The organism is Kitasatospora sp. NPDC023118, assembly GCF_055560875.1.
The window spans coordinates 159,388-180,282 of the sequence record NZ_JBVHHW010000016.1; the positions used below are offsets into that span (position 1 = coordinate 159,388).

The 20,895-nt window shown below is 72.8% G+C and carries 19 protein-coding genes and 1 tRNA gene; 11 read left to right on the forward strand and 9 right to left on the reverse strand.

The features are described 5' to 3' along the window. Positions 1 to 9 precede the first annotated feature (9 nt). Positions 10 to 849, reverse strand: coding sequence for an isocitrate lyase/PEP mutase family protein (locus ACZ3UD_RS22190; protein ID WP_465590210.1), 840 nt, complete (start codon positions 847 to 849; stop codon positions 10 to 12). Between the two features lie 110 nt (positions 850 to 959). Here ACZ3UD_RS22190 and ACZ3UD_RS22195 point away from each other — a divergent pair, with 110 nt between their 5' ends. Then, a complete protein-coding gene (locus ACZ3UD_RS22195) occupies positions 960 to 1,997 on the forward strand; it encodes an ArsR/SmtB family transcription factor (RefSeq protein WP_465590213.1) in 1,038 nt (345 codons plus the stop codon). A 152-nt stretch (positions 1,998 to 2,149) separates the two neighbouring features. After that, complete coding sequence (locus ACZ3UD_RS22200; RefSeq protein ID WP_380608697.1) at positions 2,150 to 2,824, forward strand: Crp/Fnr family transcriptional regulator; 675 nt, start codon at positions 2,150 to 2,152, stop codon at positions 2,822 to 2,824. A 121-nt stretch (positions 2,825 to 2,945) separates the two neighbouring features. On the opposite strand, the gene ACZ3UD_RS22205 is transcribed toward ACZ3UD_RS22200, so the two are convergent. From ACZ3UD_RS22205 to ACZ3UD_RS22225, 5 genes are all read right to left on the reverse strand, one after another. Next, a complete protein-coding gene (locus ACZ3UD_RS22205) occupies positions 2,946 to 3,779 on the reverse strand; it encodes an MBL fold metallo-hydrolase (RefSeq protein ID WP_465590217.1) in 834 nt (277 codons plus the stop codon). Further along, complete coding sequence (locus ACZ3UD_RS22210) at positions 3,776 to 3,949, reverse strand: hypothetical protein (protein WP_465590220.1); 174 nt, start codon at positions 3,947 to 3,949, stop codon at positions 3,776 to 3,778. The genes ACZ3UD_RS22205 and ACZ3UD_RS22210 overlap by 4 nt, the downstream gene beginning before the upstream one ends. A gap of 84 nt (positions 3,950 to 4,033) precedes the next feature. After that, positions 4,034 to 4,900 carry an NUDIX hydrolase gene (locus ACZ3UD_RS22215; protein ID WP_465590223.1) on the reverse strand — a complete coding sequence of 289 codons (867 nt, stop codon included), beginning with the start codon at positions 4,898 to 4,900 and terminating at the stop codon, positions 4,034 to 4,036. 63 nt (positions 4,901 to 4,963) lie between these two features. Continuing rightward, positions 4,964 to 5,431, reverse strand: a complete 468-nt coding sequence (locus ACZ3UD_RS22220; protein ID WP_465590226.1) for a RidA family protein — start codon at positions 5,429 to 5,431, stop codon at positions 4,964 to 4,966. Continuing rightward, entirely contained in the window at positions 5,428 to 5,586 is a 159-nt protein-coding gene (locus ACZ3UD_RS22225) for a DUF4177 domain-containing protein (protein WP_094743074.1), read from the reverse strand. Before ACZ3UD_RS22225 ends, ACZ3UD_RS22220 begins: the two co-directional genes overlap by 4 nt. Before the next feature lie 247 nt (positions 5,587 to 5,833). On the opposite strand from ACZ3UD_RS22225, the gene bagA reads away from it, so the two are divergent. Together bagA and bagB are read left to right on the forward strand one after the other, a co-directional pair. Next, positions 5,834 to 6,907 carry an ATPase BagA gene (gene bagA / locus ACZ3UD_RS22230; protein WP_465590229.1) on the forward strand — a complete coding sequence of 358 codons (1,074 nt, stop codon included), beginning with the start codon at positions 5,834 to 5,836 and terminating at the stop codon, positions 6,905 to 6,907. Between the two features lie 64 nt (positions 6,908 to 6,971). Next, positions 6,972 to 8,189, forward strand: coding sequence for an ATPase BagB (gene bagB / locus ACZ3UD_RS22235; RefSeq protein WP_465590232.1), 1,218 nt, complete (start codon positions 6,972 to 6,974; stop codon positions 8,187 to 8,189). A gap of 46 nt (positions 8,190 to 8,235) precedes the next feature. Here bagB and ACZ3UD_RS22240 read toward each other — a convergent pair whose 3' ends face one another. Beyond that, positions 8,236 to 8,559 (reverse strand): WhiB family transcriptional regulator, encoded by a 324-nt coding sequence (locus ACZ3UD_RS22240; RefSeq protein WP_195911063.1) that lies wholly within the window; start codon positions 8,557 to 8,559, stop codon positions 8,236 to 8,238. A gap of 424 nt (positions 8,560 to 8,983) precedes the next feature. Here ACZ3UD_RS22240 and ACZ3UD_RS22245 point away from each other — a divergent pair, with 424 nt between their 5' ends. Further along, complete coding sequence (locus ACZ3UD_RS22245) at positions 8,984 to 11,308, forward strand: transglycosylase domain-containing protein (protein WP_465590237.1); 2,325 nt, start codon at positions 8,984 to 8,986, stop codon at positions 11,306 to 11,308. 131 nt (positions 11,309 to 11,439) lie between these two features. Here ACZ3UD_RS22245 and ACZ3UD_RS22250 read toward each other — a convergent pair whose 3' ends face one another. Beyond that, complete coding sequence (locus ACZ3UD_RS22250) at positions 11,440 to 11,892, reverse strand: GatB/YqeY domain-containing protein (RefSeq protein WP_380608705.1); 453 nt, start codon at positions 11,890 to 11,892, stop codon at positions 11,440 to 11,442. A 168-nt stretch (positions 11,893 to 12,060) separates the two neighbouring features. On the opposite strand from ACZ3UD_RS22250, the gene ACZ3UD_RS22255 reads away from it, so the two are divergent. The 4 genes from ACZ3UD_RS22255 (at position 12,061) to ACZ3UD_RS22270 (ending at position 15,729) form a co-directional block, all read left to right on the forward strand. After that, positions 12,061 to 12,795, forward strand: a complete 735-nt coding sequence (locus ACZ3UD_RS22255) for a CGNR zinc finger domain-containing protein (RefSeq protein WP_465590241.1) — start codon at positions 12,061 to 12,063, stop codon at positions 12,793 to 12,795. A gap of 24 nt (positions 12,796 to 12,819) precedes the next feature. Next, positions 12,820 to 13,764 carry a metallophosphoesterase gene (locus tag ACZ3UD_RS22260; RefSeq protein ID WP_465590244.1) on the forward strand — a complete coding sequence of 315 codons (945 nt, stop codon included), beginning with the start codon at positions 12,820 to 12,822 and terminating at the stop codon, positions 13,762 to 13,764. Positions 13,765 to 13,864: 100 nt separating this feature from the next. After that, positions 13,865 to 13,938, forward strand: a tRNA-Pro gene (locus tag ACZ3UD_RS22265). Between the two features lie 849 nt (positions 13,939 to 14,787). Next, positions 14,788 to 15,729, forward strand: a complete 942-nt coding sequence (locus ACZ3UD_RS22270; RefSeq protein WP_465590247.1) for a YDG/SRA domain-containing protein — start codon at positions 14,788 to 14,790, stop codon at positions 15,727 to 15,729. Positions 15,730 to 15,781: 52 nt separating this feature from the next. Here the strand turns inward: ACZ3UD_RS22270 and ACZ3UD_RS22275 are convergent, their stop codons facing one another. Next, the gene (locus tag ACZ3UD_RS22275) at positions 15,782 to 18,511 is read right to left on the reverse strand and encodes a helix-turn-helix transcriptional regulator (RefSeq protein ID WP_465590250.1); all 2,730 of its coding nucleotides are present in this window, start codon (positions 18,509 to 18,511) and stop codon (positions 15,782 to 15,784) included. Between the two features lie 158 nt (positions 18,512 to 18,669). On the opposite strand from ACZ3UD_RS22275, the gene ACZ3UD_RS22280 reads away from it, so the two are divergent. Then, positions 18,670 to 19,047: a nuclear transport factor 2 family protein gene (locus ACZ3UD_RS22280; protein ID WP_465590253.1), complete on the forward strand. Its 378-nt coding sequence runs from the start codon at positions 18,670 to 18,672 to the stop codon at positions 19,045 to 19,047. 225 nt (positions 19,048 to 19,272) lie between these two features. Further along, on the forward strand, positions 19,273 to 20,727 hold the full coding sequence (locus tag ACZ3UD_RS22285) for an MFS transporter (protein WP_465590255.1): 1,455 nt from the start codon (positions 19,273 to 19,275) through the stop codon (positions 20,725 to 20,727). The last annotated feature ends 168 nt before the right edge of the window (positions 20,728 to 20,895 follow it).

Below are 20,895 nucleotides of genomic sequence, written 5' to 3' on the forward strand. Positions count from 1 at the left end.
CCGACCCGATCAGTACAGCCCGTTCAGCTCCCCGAAGCCGAGCACCCCGTCGAGCTCCGTCAGCGTCCCGGCGCCGAGCAGCTCGACGGCGGCGCGGCGGGCCGCCGTGTACGCGAGCTGGGTGAGGCCGGTGCCGACACTGATTCGCCGCACCCCCGTGGCGGCGAGTTCGGCGGCGGTCGGCCCGCCCGCGACGGCCATCGCGTTCACCGGCAGCGGGGTGCGCCTGCACAGGTCGGCGAGGGCGTCGAGGTCCAGCAGCCCGGGGACGAACAGGCCGTCCGCGCCCGCCTCGGCGTAGGCCTCGGCCCGGACCAGCACGTCGTCCAGCCCGCCCAGCCCGAACAGGAACACATCGGTGCGGGCGTTGACCAGCAGCTCGGGCACTCCGGCGGCGGCCGCCGCCGTGCGGGCGGCGCGCAGCCGTTCGGCCTGCTCGGCCACCGGGAACAGCGGCCCGCCGACGGCCGTCGAGTCCTCCAGGTTGACCCCGGCCGCGCCCACGGCGACCAGCTCGGTCACGGTGGCGGCCACATCGGCGGGCAGCGGCCCGTACCCGCCCTCGGCGTCGACGGTGACCGGCAGGTCCACCGCCGCGACGACCCGCCGGGCCGCCTCGACCGCCGTCGCCCGGTCCATCCGCTGGCCGTCGCTGCGCCCAAGCGACCAGGAGACGCCGCCGCTGGTGGTGGCGATCGCCTGGGCGCCGGCCGAGGCGATCACCGCCGCGCTGCCGGCGTCCCAGGCGTTGGGCAGGACGAGCACGCCCTCCTCGACGAGCCCGCGCAGTCGCAGCGCCCGCTCGCGGGCCTCGGCGGTGGTGGACGTGCGCCCGGTGGTGCTGGACATGGGTGTACCGGCTTTCGTACGGATCGGTGGGGACGCAGGCATCCTGCGCCCGGAGCCGGGCGGGCCACCAGTGTTTAAGCTGGGGCCGAATCTTCCGAAGGGGGTCGCGGATGCGCACGGAACTCCACTTCTCCGCACAGGACTTGGCTCTGACCCGGTTCGCCGTCAGCCCGATGCAGGAGGTGGTGACCAGCCTGCGCGCCCTCGCGCACTCCCCCGCCCCCGCGCTGCACCGCCGCTGGGCCGGGCAGGTGCGCGAGCGGCTTGCCGACGCAGGGCTGGACCGCGGCCGGCTGGCCGCGATGGTCCCGCCCGACGGCCACCTGCCCGACTTCCTCAACCCAGCCCCGGCGGGCTTCTCCCCCACGCTCGCCGAGGAACTGGCCGCGGTCACCGCGACCGGCACCGGACAGGTCCGGGCCGATCTCGACATCCTGGCCGCCGAGGCGGGCGGCCGGCTGCCGGCCGCCCTGGAGCCGCTGTACCGCGACCCGGCCGCCCAGCTGCCCCGGCTGGCCGCCGAGATCGAGGCGTACTGGGAGCTGGCGCTCGCCCCGTACTGGGCCCGGATCCGCGCGCTGCTCGCGGCGGACGTCTTCCACCGCTCCCGGCAGGCCGCCGAGCACGGCACCGCCCGGATGCTGGACGAACTGCACGGGACGGTCCGCTGGGACGGCACCGCGCTGCGGTTGGAGCGCCGGCACTGCGCGGTCACCCGGCTGAACGCGGGGGCCGGACTGCTGCTCCTGCCCTCGGCCTTCGCCTGGCCCCGGGTGCTCACCCGGGTGCTGCCGCCGGACCCGCCTCAGCTGATCTACCCGGCGCGCGGCACGGCGACCCTGTGGGAGGACCGCCCGGGCACCGCCGCACGCACCGACGCGCTGGCCGCCGTGTTCGGCCGCTCCCGGGCCCGGCTGCTGGCCGAGCTGGACTCCCCCGCCTCGACCACCGAGCTGGCCCGCCGCACCGGGCTGTCCCCGGCCGCCGTCTCCCAGCACCTCACCGCCCTGCGTGCGGCCGGCCTGACCAGCGCGCACCGGGCCGGGCACACCGTCCTCTCCGCCCGTACGACAGTGGGCGACTCCCTGTTCGATCCGGACGGACATGCGTTCGACACACCGACGGCCGCCGGGCGCCCCGCCCGATGACCCGCCGGTACGAATGGCCCCGCACCGCACCCCCGGACACACCCCCTCCTCATATGATCGGAGCGACATGCGCCATGCTTGGTGATGCAGAACACTGAACGGAACTTGCGCCGGACGGCCCACTCGCCGCACGGCCGAGAAGGAGGAAGCACGTGGACGACGTTCTGCGGCGCGCCGCACTCTTCGCGGCACTCGACGACGAACAGGCCGGCGAGCTGCGCGCTTCCATGACCGAGGTCACCCTCGCCCGTGGGGAGTCGCTGTTCCACGAGGGCGACCCGGGCGACCGGCTGTACGTCGTCGCCGAGGGCAAGATCAAGCTGCACCGCGCCTCGCCGGACGGCCGCGAGAACATGCTCGCCGTGCTCGGCCCGAGCGAGATGATCGGCGAGCTGTCGCTGTTCGACCCGGGCCCGCGCACCGCCACCGCCAGCGCGCTGACCGAGGTCAAGCTGCTGGGCCTGGGCCACGGCGACCTGCAGCCCTGGCTGCACGCCCGCCCCGAGGTCTCCATCGCGCTGCTGCGGGCCATCGCCCGCCGACTGCGCCGGACCAACGACGTGATGTCCGACCTGGTCTTCTCCGACGTGCCCGGCCGCGTCGCCAAGGCCCTGCTGGACCTCTCCCGCCGCTTCGGCGTGCAGTCCGAGGAGGGCATCCACGTCGCCCACGACCTCACCCAGGAGGAGCTGGCCCAGCTGGTCGGCGCCTCCCGCGAGACGGTCAACAAGGCGCTCGCCGACTTCGCCGGCCGCGGCTGGCTGAAGCTGGAGGCGCGCGCGGTGGTCCTGCTGGACGTCGAACGGCTGTCGCGCCGCTCGCGCTGACGCCGTACGAACGCTGAAGGGCCGGTCCGGGCGGACCGGCCCTTCGCCGTTCGCGGGCCTCAGCCCTGCTCGTTCGCGGTCCGCCCCGGCCGACCGCGGGTCAGCCCCGGCCGCTCGCGGGTCAGCCCTGGTCGGGGATGAGCCCGTGCTCCTCCAGGTACTCCAGCTGGGCCCGCACCGAGAGCTCGGCGGCCGGCCAGAGCGCCCGGTCCACGTCGGCGTAGACCCGGGCGACCACGTCCACGGCCGTCCGGCAGCCCGCCTCGACCGCGGTCTCCACCTGGGCGAGCCGGGTGGCCCGGTGGGCCAGGTAGTAGTCGACGGCGCCGAGCGCGTCCGCGAGCACCGGGCCGTGGCCGGGCAGCACGGTCCGCACGCCGTGGTGGGAGGCCATCGTGTGCAGGTGGCGCAGCGAGTCCAGGTAGTCGCCGAGCCGGCCGTCGGGGTGGGCGACCATCGTGGTGCCGCGGCCGAGCACGGTGTCGCCGGTCAGGATCGCGCCGTCGTCCGGCAGGTGGAAGGTCAGCGAGTCCGAGGTGTGGCCAGGGGTGGCGACCACCCGCAGGTCGAGGCCGCCGACGTCCAAACGTTGACCTCCCACCAGGCCCTCGGAGCCCAGCCGGTGCGCCGGGTCCAGGGCCCGCACCTCGCTGCCGGTCAGCTCGGCGAAGCGGGCCGCGCCCTCGGAGTGGTCGGCGTGGCCGTGGGTGAGCAGGGTGAGAGCGATCCGCTGGCCCCGCTCCTCGGCGAGCTCGACCACCCGGCGCAGGTGGCCCTCGTGCAGCGGGCCCGGGTCGATCACCACCGCGAGGTCCGAACCGGGCTCGGAGAGCAGCCAGGTGTTGGTGCCGTCCAGCGTCATCGGCGACGGGTTCGGCGCCAGCACGCACAGCGCCCGAGGGGTGGCCTCGCCGCCGATCGCGGCGGCGGGGTCACCCGGCAGGAGTCCGCTCACCGGCCGCCCTCGCCGTCGCGATGCAGGGCCCGCAGCGGCAGGGCCCGGACGAGGGCGCGCTGGGCGACCTCGACGAACGGGACCTGGCTGTCACAGCCGGTGGAACGGGGGATCAGTCGGCGGGCGGGCAGCTCGGGGGCCGTCCGGCGAGCCACGTCGTTGTGGTTCATCGGGTGTCGGTCCTTTCTCGTCGGCATCTCTCGGTGTGGTCGGGAGTCCTCCTGTGAGGGCTCCTCGGGTAAGGGCTCCTCGGCTCAGGAATCCGCGGGGAACTCCCCGTCGATGGTCAGTTCGTCATACCCGGGCCAGCGGACCGTCATCCGGTCGCCCCGGACCTCGGCCCGGCCCAGCACCGGCTCCAGCACCCGGTCGGTGGCCGCGGCCACCGCCTCGGCGGCGGTCCGGACCGGTGACAGCTCGCGCAGCACCGTCACGGTCGGCGGCAGCATGCCGAACCGACCGTCCTGGTGGCCCCTGACCGCCTCGGTCGGCGTCAGCCAGGCGACCCGGTCGGCCTCGCCGACCTCCAGGGCCGCGCGCTGGCCGGGCGGCAGGGCGGCGACGAAGAACCAGGTGTCGTAGCGCCGCTCCTCGAACTCCGGGGTGATCCATCGGGCCCAGCCGCCCAGCAGGTCGCTGCGCAGCACCAGGCCGTGGTCACGGAGGAACTCGGCGAAGGACAGCTCGTGCGCCTCCAGCGCGGCCCGCTCGGCGGACCAGTCGCGCGGCTCGGCGACGCTGTCGGCGTCCGGGCCGGCCAGCAGCACGCCGGCCTCCTCGAAGGTCTCGCGCACCGCCGCGCAGACCACCGCCCGCGCCGTCCGGGCATCCACCCCGAGCCGGTGCGCCCACTGCTCGGGCGTCGGGCCCGCCCAGCCCGTCTCGACCTCGGCGTCCCGCGGGTCCACCCCGCCGCCCGGGTAGGCGTACATCCCGGCCGCGAAGGCCATCGAGGTGCGGCGGCGCAGCAGGTAGGCCTCCGGCCCGGCGGCGGAGTCGCGCAGCAGCACGACCGTCGCGGCGGGCCTGGGCACCGGCGGGGTCAGTTCGCCGGAGTCGACCGCCCGGATCCGGGCGGGCCAGCCGGGCGGCATCGGGAGCGTCGTTGCTCGATGGTCCATGCCCGGATGCTAAGCGCACGAAGGCGGGGTTGGACAGGCCCGACCCCGCCTTCGCGATCACACTCAACCGGTCTTGACGCGCACCTGGAGCTCGACCTCGACCGGGGCGTCCAGCGGCAGCACCGCGACACCGACCGCGCTGCGGGCGTGCACACCGGCGTTGCCCAGCACCCGGCCGAGCAGCTCGCTGGCGCCGTTGACCACGGCGGGCTGGCCGGTGAAGTCGGGGGCGGAGGCGACGAAGCCGACGACCTTCACGACCCGCTCGATCCGGTCCAGGTCGCCGATCACCGACTTGACGGCGGCCAGGGCGTTCAGCGCGCAGATCTGCGCGAGCTCCTTGGCCTCCTCCGGGGACACCTCGGCACCGACCTTGCCGGTGCTCAGCAGCTTGCCGCCGACGACCGGCAGCTGGCCGGAGGTGAACACGAACTCGCCCGACAGCAGGGCCGGCACGTACGCGGCGACCGGGGCGGCCACCGGCGGCAGGGTCAGGCCCAGCTCGGCGAGCTTCTCCTCGACCTTGCTCATGCGTTCTTCTCCCGCTTGAAGTAGGCCACCAGCTGCTCAGGGTTGGGGCCGGGCACGACCTGGACGAGCTCCCAGCCGTCCTCGCCGAAGTTGTCCAGGATCTGCTTGGTGGCGTGCACGAGCAGGGGCGCCGTCATGTATTCCCACTTGGTCATGGCCAGACTCTAGACGAGCCGTCCCGGCGATCGCCGCCGCCCGGCGGGCGGCGTGTGAGGTGGGGCACAAAGGGGGCATGATTCGGTCCCGGCACCCCAGGTGCTCCGGGCATCGGGCGCGCTCCCTGGTTACCCTCGCGAGAGGGCACCCCCGTGAGGGGCGCCTCTGTCGGTAGGGGCACCCTCGTCTCAGGGGCATCCCCGGCGGAGGGGACGCCCGTAGGACGGAGACGGACGGAGACGGAGCGTGGCACGCACCCCCGGCCAGGCGGCCCGGCGCGACCCCGACTGGGAGGGTGTCCGGCTGCACGTGGTCAGCGGCAAGGGCGGCACCGGGAAGACCACGCTGGCCGCCGCGCTGGCACTGGCGCTGGCCGCCGACGGCGGGCGGGTGCTGCTGATCGAGGTCGAGGGACGACAGGGCATCGCCGAGCTCTTCGGCATCGCCGCACTGCCGTACGAGGAGCGCCGGATCGCCTCGGTCGCCCGCCCCCAGCTCGGGCTGCCCGCCGGGGAGGGCGCGCCCGGCGAGGTCTTCGCGCTGGCCATCGACACCGAGCAGGCGCTGCTCGAGTACCTGGAGATGTTCTACAAGCTCGGCCGGGCCGGAAAGGCGCTGCAGAAGGTCGGCTTCGTCGACTTCGCCACCACCATCGCCCCCGGCGTGCGGGACGTGCTGCTCACCGGCAAGGCCTGCGAGGCGGCCCGCCGCAAGGGCCCGGACGGTCGACGCCGGTACGACGCGGTGGTCATGGACGCCCCGCCGACCGGGCGGATCACCCGGTTCCTGAACGTCAACTCCGAGGTCGCCGGGCTGGCCCGGATCGGCCCGATACACACCCAGGCGCAGGCCGTGATGCGGGTGCTGAAGTCGCCGGAGACCGCGGTGCACCTGGTCACCCTGCTGGAGGAGATGCCGGTGCAGGAGACCGTCGACGGCATCGCGGAGCTGCGCGAGGCGAAGCTGCCGGTGGGCGGGGTGATGGTCAACATGGTCCGGCCGCCGGTGCTGGACGCGGCGGCGGTGGCCGCGGTGGCCGGGGACCACCGCGAGGAGGTGGCGCTGGCCCTCGGCGAGGCCGGGCTGGGGGGCCGCTCCCGCAAGCCGGAGACCGTCCGGGCCGCGGTGGAGCCGCTGCTCGACCCGCTGTTGGAGCAGGCCAGGGAGCACGCCGAGCGGGTCGAGCTGGAGCGCGAGCAGCGCGCCGACCTGCAGCAGCAGCGGCTCCCGACGTACGAACTCCCGCTGCTCGGCGAGGGCGTGGACCTCGGCGGGCTGTACCGGCTGGCGGGCGAACTGAAGCGGCAGGGGGCGGCATGAGCGAGCGGACCATCAAGCGGTGCGGCATGTGCGAAGCGCCTGCCGAGCGTAGCGAGGCGGGCGCATGAGCAACGGGGTGCGGAGCACCGGAAGGCGGCTCGCGGTGGACGAGCTGATCGACAACCCGAAGACCAGGATCATCGTCTGCTGCGGCTCCGGCGGCGTCGGCAAGACCACCACCGCCGCGGCGATCGGCCTGCGGGCCGCCGAGCGCGGCCGCAAGGTCGTGGTGCTGACCATCGACCCGGCCCGGCGGCTGGCCCAGTCGATGGGCCTGACCGAGCTCGACAACACCCCGCGAGTGGTCAAGGGCGTCACCGCGATGGAAGGGGCGCCGCTCTGCGGGTCGGACAAGAGTGGTGGCGGGCGGCGGGCCGGAGAGCTCCAGGCCATGATGCTCGACATGAAGCGGACCTTCGACGAGGTCGTGCTGGCCCACGCCGAGCCCGAACGGGCCCGGGCGATCATGGAGAACCCCTTCTACCAGTCCCTGTCGGCCGGCTTCGCGGGCACGCAGGAGTACATGGCGATGGAGAAGCTCGGGCAGCTGCGCGCCGCCGAGGAGTGGGACCTGATCGTCGTGGACACCCCGCCGTCCCGCTCGGCGTTGGACTTCCTGGACGCGCCCAACCGGCTCGGCTCCTTCCTGGACGGCCGGGTGATCCGGATCCTGACCGCGCCGGCCAAGGTCGGCGGCCGCAGCGCGATGAGGTTCCTCAACGCCGGAATGGGTCTGCTCACCGGGACCCTGGGCAAGATCTTCGGCGCCCAGCTGCTCACCGACGTGCAGACCTTCGTCAGCGCGATGGACTCGATGTTCGGCGGCTTCCGCGAGCGCGCCGACCGCACCTACCAGCTGCTCAAGGCGCCGGGCACGGCGTTCCTGGTGGTGGCCGCGCCGGAGCGGGACGCGCTGCGCGAGGCGGCGTACTTCGTGGACCGGCTGGCCGCGGACCGGATGCCGCTGGCCGGGCTGGTGCTCAACCGGGTGCACAGCACGGGGGCGCCGCAGCTCACCGCGGAGCGGGCGCTGGCGGCCGCCGAGGCCCTGGAGGAGAACGGCTCGGAGCACTCCTCGCCCGACGCGGAACTGCTCGCGGCCGGGTTGCTGCGGCTGCACGCCGAGCGGATGCAGATCATGGGGCGGGAGCGCCGCACCCGCGACCGCTTCGTGTCGGTGTACCCGGACGTGCCGATCGTGGAGGTCCCGGCGCTGCCGGGTGACGTGCACGACCTGGACGGACTGCGGACCATCGGGGACCGGCTGAGCGGCGCGGCGTAGTCACCCCGGGGGTGCCCGGCGCGGTCCGGCCCGACTGCCGCCGGGCTCAGCCCGCCTGGGCGTAGTCCGTCAGTATCACGCCGGTCGCAAGGGACTCCTCGTACTCGGTGCGGGCCGTCTCCAGCAGCTTCCGCCACGAGATGACCGTCGGACGACGGCGCAGCAGCGCCCGCCGCTCGCGCTCCGTCATCCCGCCCCACACACCGAACTCCACCCGGTTGTCCAGCGCGTCCGCGAGGCATTCCGTACGGACGGGGCAACCGCTGCACACCGCCTTCGCGCGGTTCTGTGCAGCCCCCTGGACGAACAGTTCGTCCGGATCACTCGTGCGGCAGGCGGCCTGCGCACTCCAGTCGTCAACCCAGCCCATCCCGGCGCCGTCCTCTCCCGTATTCGAGGCTCCCCCACGGCGGCAACGGCATATTCACCGTTGCCAGTTGAGGACGTTACGGAAGAACGACAGCTTGCAACAGCCCCTTCGGGCTCAATCTCGAATGACCCGATTGGACTATGGGTATCGGTCAGCTCACTCGTTGGAGTGACCGCAGGTCGCAAGCCTTGCCAAGTTCAGCGCCCGCACTCTCGCCACAGGCGTCGTCACGGAGCGCTACCATTCGCTTGAACACAGCAGGTCTCAGCCGCCTCAAAATTCGGATGAGAACGGGCAATTCGGGCAAGTCTCCCCACTCACAAGAGTGAATGGTGCTGACGCACCGAAGCTGTCGCAAGCTTGTGACAAGCCTAGGCGAACACCTGCCCCTATGTGCGGGATTCGGGGACGTAGGGTTCTCCTCATGGCACCGAAGCGCCCACAGGCATCCCAGCCCCCAGGCAACACCGGAGCTCCGCGCCGCAAGCGCAGCGGATCACCGTTGGACCACGCCGGCAACGGCGTGAAGTTCCTGGGCGTCAGCGTGCTCTCCGGAGTCCTGCTGGCAGGCCTCGCCCTGCCCGCCGTCGGCGCCATCGGCCTGACCGCCAAGGACACGGCGGAGAGCTTCCAGAACATCCCCGACGACTTCAAGACTCCGCCGCTCACCCAGGCGACGCAGATCTTCGATGCCAAGGGCGGTCTGATCGCCAAGGTGTACGAGCGTGACCGCACCGTCCTCACGGCCGACCAGATGTCGCCGTTCATGCGGCAGGCCCAGGTCGACATCGAGGACGCCCGGTTCTACGAGCACGGCGCCGTCGACCTCAAGGGCGTCCTGCGCGCGGTCGGCAAGAACGCGGAGAGCGGTACCGCCGCCCAGGGCGCCTCCACGCTGACCCAGCAGTACGTGAAGAACGTCAACGTGGAGAAGGCCGGCGACGACCAGGCGGCCGTCCTGGAGGCCCAGCGCAAGACGCTGGGCCGCAAGATCCAGGAGCTCAAGGTCGCGATCAAGCTGGAGGAGGACCTGCCGAAGGATCAGATCCTCACCAACTACCTCAACATCACCTTCTACGGCCACCAGGCCTACGGGGTCGAGGCCGCGTCCCAGCGCTACTTCAGCAAGAGCAACAAGGACCTGACCATCGCCGAGGCCGCCACCCTCGCCGGTCTGGTCCAGAACCCGTCGCAGTACGACCCGGTGCGCTATCCCGACAACGCGGTCAAGCGCCGCAACGTCGTCATCGACAAGATGGTGGAGAACAAGCACATCACCGCCGACCAGGCGAAGGAGGCGAAGGCCGCCCCGCTGGGCCTGAAGTACAAGGACCCGCAGAACGGCTGCATCACCGCCCAGGCCGGCATGGGCTTCTTCTGCGACTACGTCCGCCACGTGGTCAAGCAGGACCCGGCCTTCGGCAAGAGCGCCGACGAGCGCAAGAAGCTCTGGGACACCGGCGGCCTGAACATCTACACCACGCTGGACCCGGACAAGCAGGCCGCAGCCCAGAACGCCGTCACCAAGAAGGTCAACGTGACCGACCAGGTGTCGGCCGCGGCGACCATGATGGAGCCCGGCACCGGCAAGATCCTGGCGATGGCCCAGACCCGCCCGTACGGCCTGGATCCGAACAAGAACCAGACCGTCGTCAACCTCAACGTCGACGCCTCGATGGGCGGCGGCAACGGCTTCCAGACCGGTTCGACCTTCAAGCCGATCCTCGCCGCGGCGGCGCTGGAGGCGGGCATGTCGAACACCCAGTCGTTCCCGTCCCAGAACAAGATCGACTACCCGAACATGTCCACCTGCTCGGGCACCTGGAAGAACACCGACAAGCCCAAGGCCACGGTGAAGAACGAGCAGGACAGCGAGGTCGGCCCGTACGAGCTCAAGGAGGCCATGGCCCGCTCGGTCAACACCTACTTCGTGCAGATGGAGCAGCAGGTCGGCCTCTGCGCCATGAAGCAGATGGCGAACAAGCTGGGCATCACCCAGTCCGCCAGGGGCGACCAGTTCCAGGAGGTGCCCTCGATGGTGCTGGGCACCATGGAGCTCTCCCCGCTGACCATGGCGAACGTCTACGCGACCTTCGCCGCCCGCGGCAAGTACTGCACCCCGATCGCGATCAACAAGATCACCACGGTGGACGGCAAGGACATCAAGGTCCCGCAGTCCCAGTGCAACCAGGCCTTCTCCGAGCAGACCGCGGACTCGCTCAACACCGTCCTGCTCAACGTGACCGAGAAGGGCACCGCGGCCGCCCTCGGCCTGGACGACGGCCGCAAGATCGCCGGTAAGACCGGTACCACCGACGAGAAGAAGGCCGCCTGGTTCGACGGCTACACCCCGTCGCTGGCCACCGCGGTCTGGCTCGGCGGCCCCGCCGGCGGCGTCAAGATGAAGAACATCAACATCGGCGGCACCCACTTCGACGACGTGTTCGGCGCCACCGGCCCAGGCCCGATCTGGCAGATGGCGATGAACCAGGCGCTCAAGGGCACCCCGCTGGAGCCGATCCAGACCACCAACATCCCGGACCCCCAGCCGGCCACGCCCCCGGCGAACGCCACCCCGCCGGCCGACCCCAACGCCCAGCCGCAGCCGCCGGCCGGCAACCCGCCGCCGCCTCCGGCCAACCCGAACCCCGGTGGGGTGATAGGAGGAGGGTTCACCCTCCCGCCCGGCCTCATCGGCGGCGGCAACGGGAACGGCAACGGCGGCAAGCACGGCGGCGGCAACGGCTGACGGGCCGTCCGCGTGACCGCGCGGTGAAGTGACCGCACAACGGTGAAGGGGCGCCCTCCGGTAATCCGGGGGCGCCCCTTCGGCGTGTGCCGGGCCCGCTACGGCTGGCTCGCTCCGGGACCCGCTACGGCTCAGGCCAGGGCGGCCTTCACGGCGGCGGCGACCCGGCCGCCCTCGGCGAGGCCGTCCACCTTCGGCTTGACCAGCTTCATCACGGCACCCATCGCCTGCGGGCCGCTCGCCCCGCTCTCGGCCACGGCGGCGGCCACGATCGCGGCCAGCTCCTCGTCGGAGAGCTGCTTGGGCAGGTACCCGGCCAGCACCTCGCCCTCGGCACGCTCGCGCTCGGCCTGTTCGGCCCGACCACCCTTGTCGAAGGCCTCGGCCGCCTCCCGGCGCTTCTTCGCCTCTCGGGTGATCACCTTCAGCACCTCGGCGTCGGACAGCTCGCGCTTCTCCTTGCCCGCCACCTCCTCGGCGGTGACGGCGGCCAGCGTGAGCCGGATGGTGGACGAGCGCAGCTCGTCCCGGTCCTTGATGGCAGCCGTGAGGTCCTCCTGCAGCTGCTCCTTGAGCGTGGTCATGGGCACGAGTCTCCCACCTGCGGCGTTCGGTCGCTTGCCATTAACCGGGACCGGCGTCGGATCGAGGTCGGGCCGGCGTCGGATCGGCGTCGGATCGACGTCAGATCGACATCGGGCCGGTTCCCGTCCGGAGTCCCGGAACACTCTGTAACCATTTATCCTGGTTACATGACCGATGGAGAGCGGGAGCCGGCGACCGGCCTGGTCCTCACCACCCCCGGCGGCAGCCGCTTCCTCTTCGACCCCGGCGCCCTCTGCCTCGAACTGCTCCCCACCGGCGGCCCCGGCGACTACGCCCGGTACGAGGTGCTGCACCAGCCCTCCGACCTCGCCGACTGGCTCCCGCAGTCACGGCTGCGGCTGCCCGCCGGGGCCGTACGGATCTCCGCCGGCCAGCTCACCGCCGCCCGCACCCTCCGCGACGCCCTCTGGCGGCTGGCCACGGCCCGCGCCCACGGTGACGAGGCCGCCGCCGAGGACCTCGCCGTACTCAACCGGGCCGCCGCCCACCCCCCGCTCGTCCCCCAGATCGCCCCGGACGGCACCGCGGCCGCCCCGCTGCCCGCCGACGGGGCGCAGCTGGTCTCCACCCTCGCCCGGGACGCGATCGCCCTGCTCACCGGGCCGTACGCGGACCGGATCCGCGAGTGCGGGGCGCACAACTGCCAGCTGCTGTTCGTCGACACCTCGCGGCCCGGGCGGCGGCGCTGGTGCTCGATGGAGCGGTGCGGCAACCGCAACAAGGTCCGGGCCCTGCGCGTCCGGCGGGAGACCGAGGAACCGGCTCCCGTTCCGGGCGCGGCTCCCTCCCCGGGGTCGTCCCCGGGGTCGTCCCCGGTTCCGTCCCCGGGGTCGTCCACCGGGTCCGCTCCCGTACCGGGCCACCGGACGTTCACCAGCTGATCCACCGTCTGAGAGCATGGGCTGATGCGACCGCTGTACTCCGTTCCGCTCGGCGTTGCCGCCGCCGGCGCCGCCTGCCTCGCCTACTCCGTCGGGTACGAGGTACGTGCCTTCCGGCTCCGCCGGGTCGAGGTCCCCGTCCTGCCCCACGGCGCCAAGCCCATCCGGGTCCTGCAGGTGTCCGACATCCACATGGTGACCGGGCAGGGCAAGAAGCAGCGCTGGCTGAAGAGCCTGGCCGGCCTGCGCCCCGACCTGGTGGTCAACACCGGCGACAACCTCTCCGACCCGCTCGGGGTCCCGGCCGCCCTCGACGCGCTCGGGCCGCTCATGGAGTTCCCCGGCGTCTACGTCTTCGGGTCCAACGACTACTACGGCCCGGCCCGCAAGAACCCGGCCCGCTACCTCCAGGCCATGCGCAGCGGCGCCCACGGCATGAACAACCCCGACGGCACCGCCCGCCGCGGCATCACGGGCGCCGTCCACAACCCGTGGGAGAAGCTCCGCGACGGCTTCGACGCGGCCGGCTGGCTCGACCTCACCAACACCCGCGGCCGCCTCACCGTCGGCGGCCTCGACCTGGAGTTCACCGGCCTCGACGACCCGCACATCCGTCGCGACCGCTACTCCGAGGTCGCCGGCGGTCCCTCCCCCGACGCCGACCTCTCCCTCGCCGTCGTCCACGCGCCCTATCTGCGCGTCCTCGACGCCTTCACCGCCGACCGCTACCCGCTGATCCTGGCCGGCCACACCCACGGGGGCCAGCTCTGCATCCCCTTCTACGGCGCCCTGGTCACCAACTGCGACCTCGACACCCGCCGGGTCAAGGGACTCTCCACCCACCAGGCCGGCGGCCACCGCTCCTACCTCCACGTCTCGGCCGGCTGCGGCACCAACCGCTACACCCCGGTCCGCTTCGCCTGCCCGCCCGAGGCCACCCTCCTCACCCTCACCCCGGCCCCCCGCTGACCAGCACCGGACGCCCGCACGAAACCGGATTTCGTGTCTCGGCGAGCGTCCGGTAGAGTTCTACTCGTTGCGACGGAGACAGAGCAACAAAACGCAAGACCGGGGTGTGGCGCAGCTTGGTAGCGCGCTTCGTTCGGGACGAAGAGGCCGTGGGTTCAAATCCCGCCACCCCGACCCAGCCCAGAGGGCCCATCGGAGAGATCCGATGGGCCCTCTGGCGTTTCCGCTTGCTGAGGAGCCGTCGGCCGGGTCATCCGCTTCCGTCGGCGACTGCCGCGTGATCCACGGCACATGGCGGACCCGATGGCTTTTCGGCGTGACAGGGTGTCCGCTCGACCGCGGCCTGGCCGTCGCCACCGTGCGCAGGCGGAGCCCGATGTCGGCCGTCACGCCCAGGTCTCCGTGGAGCGCGACCGAGCCCCCGATCAGCACTCCGATGTGGCTCCCGCCCGTACCACGGCCCCGGAGCAGGTGGGCGGCCCTGCCGGGTCGGCGCCGAGGATCCAGCCGCGCTACCCGGTGCGGTCGGCGTATGGCCCAGCTCCCTGCCGTCGATAGTGATGTTGCTGTCTGCCAAGACGTCGACGTAAAGAGGGCGAGCTCGTTGGTGATGACGATCTGTAACTCGCCAGCCGCGACCCCCGACGAGGCGGTGAGCTCACCCACCGAACGTTAATCACCAACCCGTATCTGGCCCCTCCCCTGACCGGAATCAGCGTGCCCACGCACCTACCAGCGGCAACGCGGACAGTCAGCCGGTTCGACTAACGGAGGCCATGAGGTCAAACCCAGCCGGCCTGCCCAAGTGAGGCCGAGGTGCGGGAGCTGGCCTACTGGCACAAGTTTCTCAAGGCAGCTGGGTGAGCTGCTGACAGGGAGACCTCGAGTAGACGGTTGGTCAACTTCCGGCAGCGGAACTGGGTTGGGCCTGCATGCGTTTCGCGATACGAAGGTCGACTCCTGGTACATCGGTTCTTTGACGCTGAGAGGCCCAGAGCTTTGCCGAACGACACTCTTCCCGCCATGTCTAACAACTTTGACGGCTTTGGATCTGTGCCAGGGATAGAAGTCGGGCGCAGCTTCGTCAATCGGCGCGCACTGGCGGATGCCAAGGTGCACCGGCCACTGCAAGCGGGGATCTGCGGCACAGCGTCGCTCGGGGCCGAGTCCATCGTCGTCTCCGGAGGCTACGAGGACGATGAGGACGACGGCGACGTCATCGTCTACACCGGGCAGGGCGGGCGCGATCCTGATACAGGTCGGCAGGTGCGCGACCAGACCCTCACGCTTGGTAATGCGGCCCTCGTGACGAGCCGGGCGACGGGTGCGCCGGTGCGGGTTGTTCGCGCGGTTCGGCATGGCTCCAAACGATCAGCTCAGCCTAGCTATCGTTACGACGGGCTCTTCCACGTCGAGGATTCCTGGAGTGATGTCGGTCGGTCCGGTTTTCGGATCTGGCGTTATCGACTGGTGCAACGCGATTACGCCAAGAGGGAAGATTCAGAACGGTCGTTGATCGAGCCCATTGGCCGGACAAAGCCGACCCGCACAGAAGCGACATTCCAACGGGTCGTTCGCAGCACCAAGGTGGCAGAATTCGTCAAACAGACGCACGACTTCACCTGCCAGGTGTGCGGCGCCCGACTCCGCACTCCTACGGGCGCCTACGCTGAGGCGGCCCACATCCGCGGCTTGGGGCAGCCGCACTCCGGCCCTGATGTCGCCGGCAATGTCCTCTGCCTCTGCCCCAACCACCACACCCTGTTCGACTTCGGCACCCTAACAATTGCCGACGATCTGACGATTACTGATCACGCTGCAGGTATCACGATCGGGAGACTGCGCGAGGCCCCCGACCATCAGATAGACCGAGCGCATCTGGCCTATCACCGAGAGCACTATTCGGAAGGCTGGAAGCACTCCACAGATAGTGCATCAAGCGATGACACCGCCGCCGAAGACTGAATGGACGGGGCCCTGCCGAATCTCATGGCAGGGCCCCGTCCAGTTGGCGGCGTCAGAGCACGGACGCGAGGGCCGTGCGGGAGGTGATGCCCAGCTTGGGGTAGGCCTTGTAGAGGTGGTGGGCGACGGTGCGGGGGCTCAGGAAGAGTTGGGCGGCGATGTCGCGGTTGGTGAGGCCTTGGGCGGCCAGGCGGGCGATCTGGAGTTCTTGAGGGGTCAGCGGAGTCAAGGGGGTCTGCGGGCTCTGCGGGGAGAGCGGGGTGTCGGGTACGGGGGTACCGGTGGCGGAGAGTTCGGTGCGGGCGCGGGTGGACCAGGGGTGGGCGGCGAGGCGGTCGAAGGTTTCCAGGGCGAAGTGGAGGTGGGGGCGGGCGTCGGTGCGGCGGCGGGTGCGGCGGAGCCATTCGCCGTAGAGGAGGGCGGTGCGGGCGTGTTCGAAGGGGCGGTGGGTGGTGGCGTGGAGGTCGAGGGCGGCGCGGTAGGCCGGTTCGGCGAGTTCGTCGGGGCCGAGGAGGGCCTGGCAGCGCAGGCGTAGGGCTTCGACCCAGGGGCGGTCGGCGGCGGCGGTCCAGCGGGCGAAGCGTTCGTAGGGTTCGGCGGCGCGGTCCGGGGTGCCGAGGCGGACGGCGGCCTCGACCAGGTCGGGGACGGCCCGGGTGGCGCAGACGTGGTGGCGGTGCGGGCCGGTGGTGAGGGGGTGGAGGCGGTCCGCGGCGCCGGCGGCGCGGCCCTGGCCGAGGTCGAGCAGAGCGAGTGCCCAGTGGGCCCACGGGCGGCCGGCGGCGGGGGCGGCGGTCTGCGGGCCGGTGGTGGCGAGGGCGGTGGTGGCCAGTTCGGTGCAGCGCTCGGTGCGGCCGTCCAGGGCGGCCAGGTAGGCGAGCAGGGCGCTGAGTTGGCTGACCCACTGGTGCTGGCCGGTGTCCTGGGCGAGGGCGAGGGCCTCGGTGGCGGTGAGTTCGGCGTCGGCGTGGCGTCCGAGGAAGAGCTCGGCCTCGGCGACGAAGAACTGCAGGGTGGGCATCACCCCGACAGTGCCCTTGGCGCGGGCCTCGGCGACCAGTTCGCCGCCGAGTTCGACGGTCTCCTCGTCGCGGCCGAGGATGAGGGTGGCGCCGCAGAGCTGGACGAGGTCGACGGGGGTCTCGGCGCCGGCCCGGCGGGCGGCCGCGGCGCTCTCCCGGACGGGCGGCAGGGGCCCGGCGGGCCTGCCGAGGGCCGGGAGGACGGCGGCGGGCAGGTGGCGGGCGAGCGGGGCCAGGGGGTCGTCGGGGGCCAGCGGGAGGGCGGCGAGCCGGTCGAGCACCGCGACCACCGCCTCCTCCCCCGCGTACCAGGCGGCGTGGAAGGCCTGAAACAGCATCCGGGCGGCGTGCGAGGGCTCGATGTCCGTACCGGCGGCGTCGAGCAGCAGCCGGTTCGCCGTCGGGTACGAGCCGCGCCAGAAGTGCGCGGTGGCCCGGACCTGGTCCAGCAGGGCGTGCGCGAGGACGTTGTCGGTGCGGCCGGCGGCCTCGTTCGCGAGCGCCTCGGCCCGCGCCAACTCGCCTTCCTCGGTGGCGGCTTCGGCGGCCAGGACGAGCCGGCGGGTGGCGGCGTCGCGCTCGGGGGTGAGCCGGGCGGCGCGCTCGTACGCGGCGGCGCCGCCGTGGCCGCCGCGGCGCTCGGCGCGGACGGCGGCGCGTTCCAGCGCGTCGGCGAGGTCGGCGTCGGGGGCGGTGGCGGCGAGGGCGCGGTGCCAGGTGCGGCGGTCGCCGTCGGGCAGCGCCTCGGCGATGGTCCGATGGACCGTCAGCCGTTGGTGGTGCGGGGCGCGTTGCAGGATCGCGGAGCGCAGCAGCGGGTGACGGAACGCGATCCGACGGTCGGCGGTGACCGTCACCAGGCCGGATTCCTCGGCGGGGGTGAGCTGTTCGGCGCCGACGCCGAGCGCGGCCGCGGCAGGCAGCACGACGTCCAGCTCGCCGCTCTCCTCGGCGGCGGCGATCAGCAGCAGGGTCTGGGTGGCCGGGGGCAGGCCGGTGACCTGGCCGTGGAAGGCGATCAGCAGCCGGCTGGTGAGCGGTAGCCCGCCCGCGGCGTGCGGCTGCGGCCCGGCGGCGACCGGAAGCTCGGTGAGGGCGAGCGGGTTGCCGGCGGCCTCGGCGAGCAGCCGGTCGCGGACGGCGGCGGGCAGGTCGGGGCCGGCCCGGTGCGCCAGCAGGCGGGTGGCGTCGGCCTCGGCCAGGCCGCTCACCCGCAGTTCGGGGAGGCCGAGTTGCCGCTCCGCGGAGGCGCCGCCCTCGGAGCGGGCGGCGAGCAGTAGGGCGACCCCCTCGGCCTGGAGCCGCCGGGCGGCCAGCAGCAGCGCGTCCAGGGAGGCGCGGTCCAGCCACTGCACGTCGTCGATCACGCACAACAGCGGCTGTTCGGAGGCGAGTTCGGCGAGCAGTCCGAGGGTGGCGAGGCCGACCAGCAGCCGGTCCGCGGCCGCCGTCGATGAGTCGCCGAGCCCGAACGCCGTCTCCAGGGCCCGCCGTTGCGGCCCGGGCAGGGCGTCCAGCCGGTCCAGGCCGGGGGCGAGCAGCAGGCTCAGCCCGGCGAAGGGCAGTTCGGCCTCGTACTCGACGCCGGCCGCCCGGATCACCCGGAAACCCGCCCCGGCCCGCGCGACGGCGTCGTCGAGCAGCGCGGTCTTGCCGATCCCCGCCTCGCCGCGCAGCAGCAGGGCCCCACTGCGTCCGTCCCCCGCCGCCGCCAACAGTCCTGCCACGGCGGCCTGTTCGTGTTCCCTCCCGTACAGCATGCCCCCGACCCTACCCAGCCGGCCGTCGGTACCCCGTGGCGAGAGCTACGTACCGCCATGCCTATACGTGACTGATTCGCCCAGCCCGGCTCGTCCATACCTTGGTTGAGCAGCGGGAACGACCCGCCCAACCACCCACCGGAACACGGGAGACAGCCATGACCGAGATCACCGTCGCCGCCCTCCGGCAGCTCGCCGAGCGCTACCTCGCGGTCTGGAATGAGACCGACCCGGCGGCCCGCCGCAAGCTGATCGACGAGGTCTGGGCCGAGGACGGCCGCTACACCGACCCGCTGGCCGCCGTCGCCGGCCGGGACGCGATCGACGCGCTGATCGGCGCGGCCCAAGCCCAGTTCCCGGGGCTGGAGTTCACCCTCGGCCCGGTGGACGCGCACCACGACATCGCCCGGTTCACCTGGAACCTCGGCCCGGCCGGCGCCGAGCCGGTGGTGATCGGCTTCGACGTGCTGGCGGCCACCCCGGACGGCCGGATCGGCGCCGTGTTCGGCTTCCTGGACCGCGTGCCGGGCGCCTGAGCCGCAGGCGCGACCCATCCGAGGGGCGCCGCCGGGCCACCCGGCGGCGCCCCTCCCCGGACCCGGACCCTGCACCGGCCCCCACCCCGGACCCGGACCTCGGGCCCCGAGCCCAGACCCCGCCCCAAGGCCCAAGCCCCAAGCCCCAAGCCCCAAGCCCGAGCCCAGACCCCGCCCCGAGCCCAGACCCCGCCCCGAGCCCCGAGCCCTTGAGGAGAGCCCGAGATGAGCACCGCCCTGGACACCCGGCGGTCGGCCGAAGCCGCGGCCGCCGCTGCGCCGAAGGCAGCCACGGCCCCCAAGGGCCTGCTGCTGGTCGTCCTGACCGCCACCTTCATGACCTCCCTCGACGTCTTCGTCGTCAACGTCGCCGTCCCCTCCCTCCAGGCCGACCTGGGCGCCGGCCCCGCCGCCGTCCAGTGGGTGATGGCCGGGTTCAGCCTGGCCCTGGCGGCCGGGCTGGTCACCGCCGGCCGGCTCGGCGACCGCTACGGCCGCCGCCGGGTGTTCGCGCTCGGCCTGGCCCTGTTCACCCTCGCCTCCGCCGCCTGCGGCCTCGCCCCCACCGCAGGCGCCCTGGTCGGCTCCCGGGTCGTCCAGGGCCTGGCGGCGGCGCTGATGGGCCCGCAGGTGCTGGCGATCCTGCGGACGGCCTTCAGCGGCGCGGCGCAGGCGCGGGCCTTCGCCCGGTACGGGCTGACCATGGGCGTCGGCGCGGTGTTCGGCCAGCTGATCGGCGGGCTGCTGATCCGCGCGGACCTCCTCGGCCTCGGCTGGCGCAGCTGCTTCCTGATCAACCTGCCGATCGGCCTGGCCGCCCTCGCCCTGGTCCGCCGCTGCCTGCCGGAGTCGCGCGCCCCGCAGCGGCCCGGCCTGGACCCGGTCGGCGTCCTGCTGGTCACCCTCGGGCTGACCGCCCTGGTGCTGCCGCTGATCCAGGGGCCGGGGCTCGACTGGCCGCTGTGGACCGGGCTCTGCCTCGCCGCCTCGCTCGCCCTGCTCGTCGCCTTCGCCGTCCATCAGCACCGCACCACGCGTACCACCACCCACATCGGCGACACAGCCCCGCTGGTCGACACCCGGCTGTTCCGCAGCCGCGCGTTCAGCGCCGGGCTGCTCGCCCAGCTCGCCTTCTGGCTCGGCCAGGCCTCCTTCTTCCTGGTGCTCGCCCTGCACCTGCAGGTCGGCCGCGGCCTGGACGCGCTCGGTGCCGGTCTGGTGTTTACCGCGATCGGCCTCGGCTACCTGATCACCTCCAACACCACCCACCTGGTCACCGCCCGGCTCGGCGAGCCGCGCACGATCACCGTCGGCGGCCTGCTGATGGCCGCCGGGCTGGGCCTGCTCGCCCTCGCCGCCTACGGCGCGGCGGACGGCAGCGTCTGGTGGCTGGCACCCGGGCTGTTCGTCGACGGCCTCGGCATGGGCCTGGTGATCGCCCCGGTCACCACCGTCGCCCTGACGGCCGTCGAGCCGCAGCTGGCCGGTTCGGCGGCCGGGGTGGTGTCCACCGTGCAGCAGGTCGGCGGCGCCGTCGGGATCGCGCTGATCGGCCTGGTCTACTACGGCGCGGGTGACGCGACCGCCGCCTTCGGCCGCAGCGTGACGGCGCTCGCGGTGCTGGAGCTGGTCCTCGTGGGACTGGTCCGGCTGCTGCCGCGCACCGCCGGGCGTTCCTAGGACCCCGGGCGCTCTTAGAACCCCGAGCGTTCTCAGGCCCCGGGCGTTCGTGAACGTCCCGGGAACGGAACGGAGGGAACGGGCGGAACGGAGGGAACGGGCGGAACGGAGGGAACGGAACCGGCGGGTGGGTCGAACCCACCCGCCGGTTCCGTTCCCTCCCGCCGA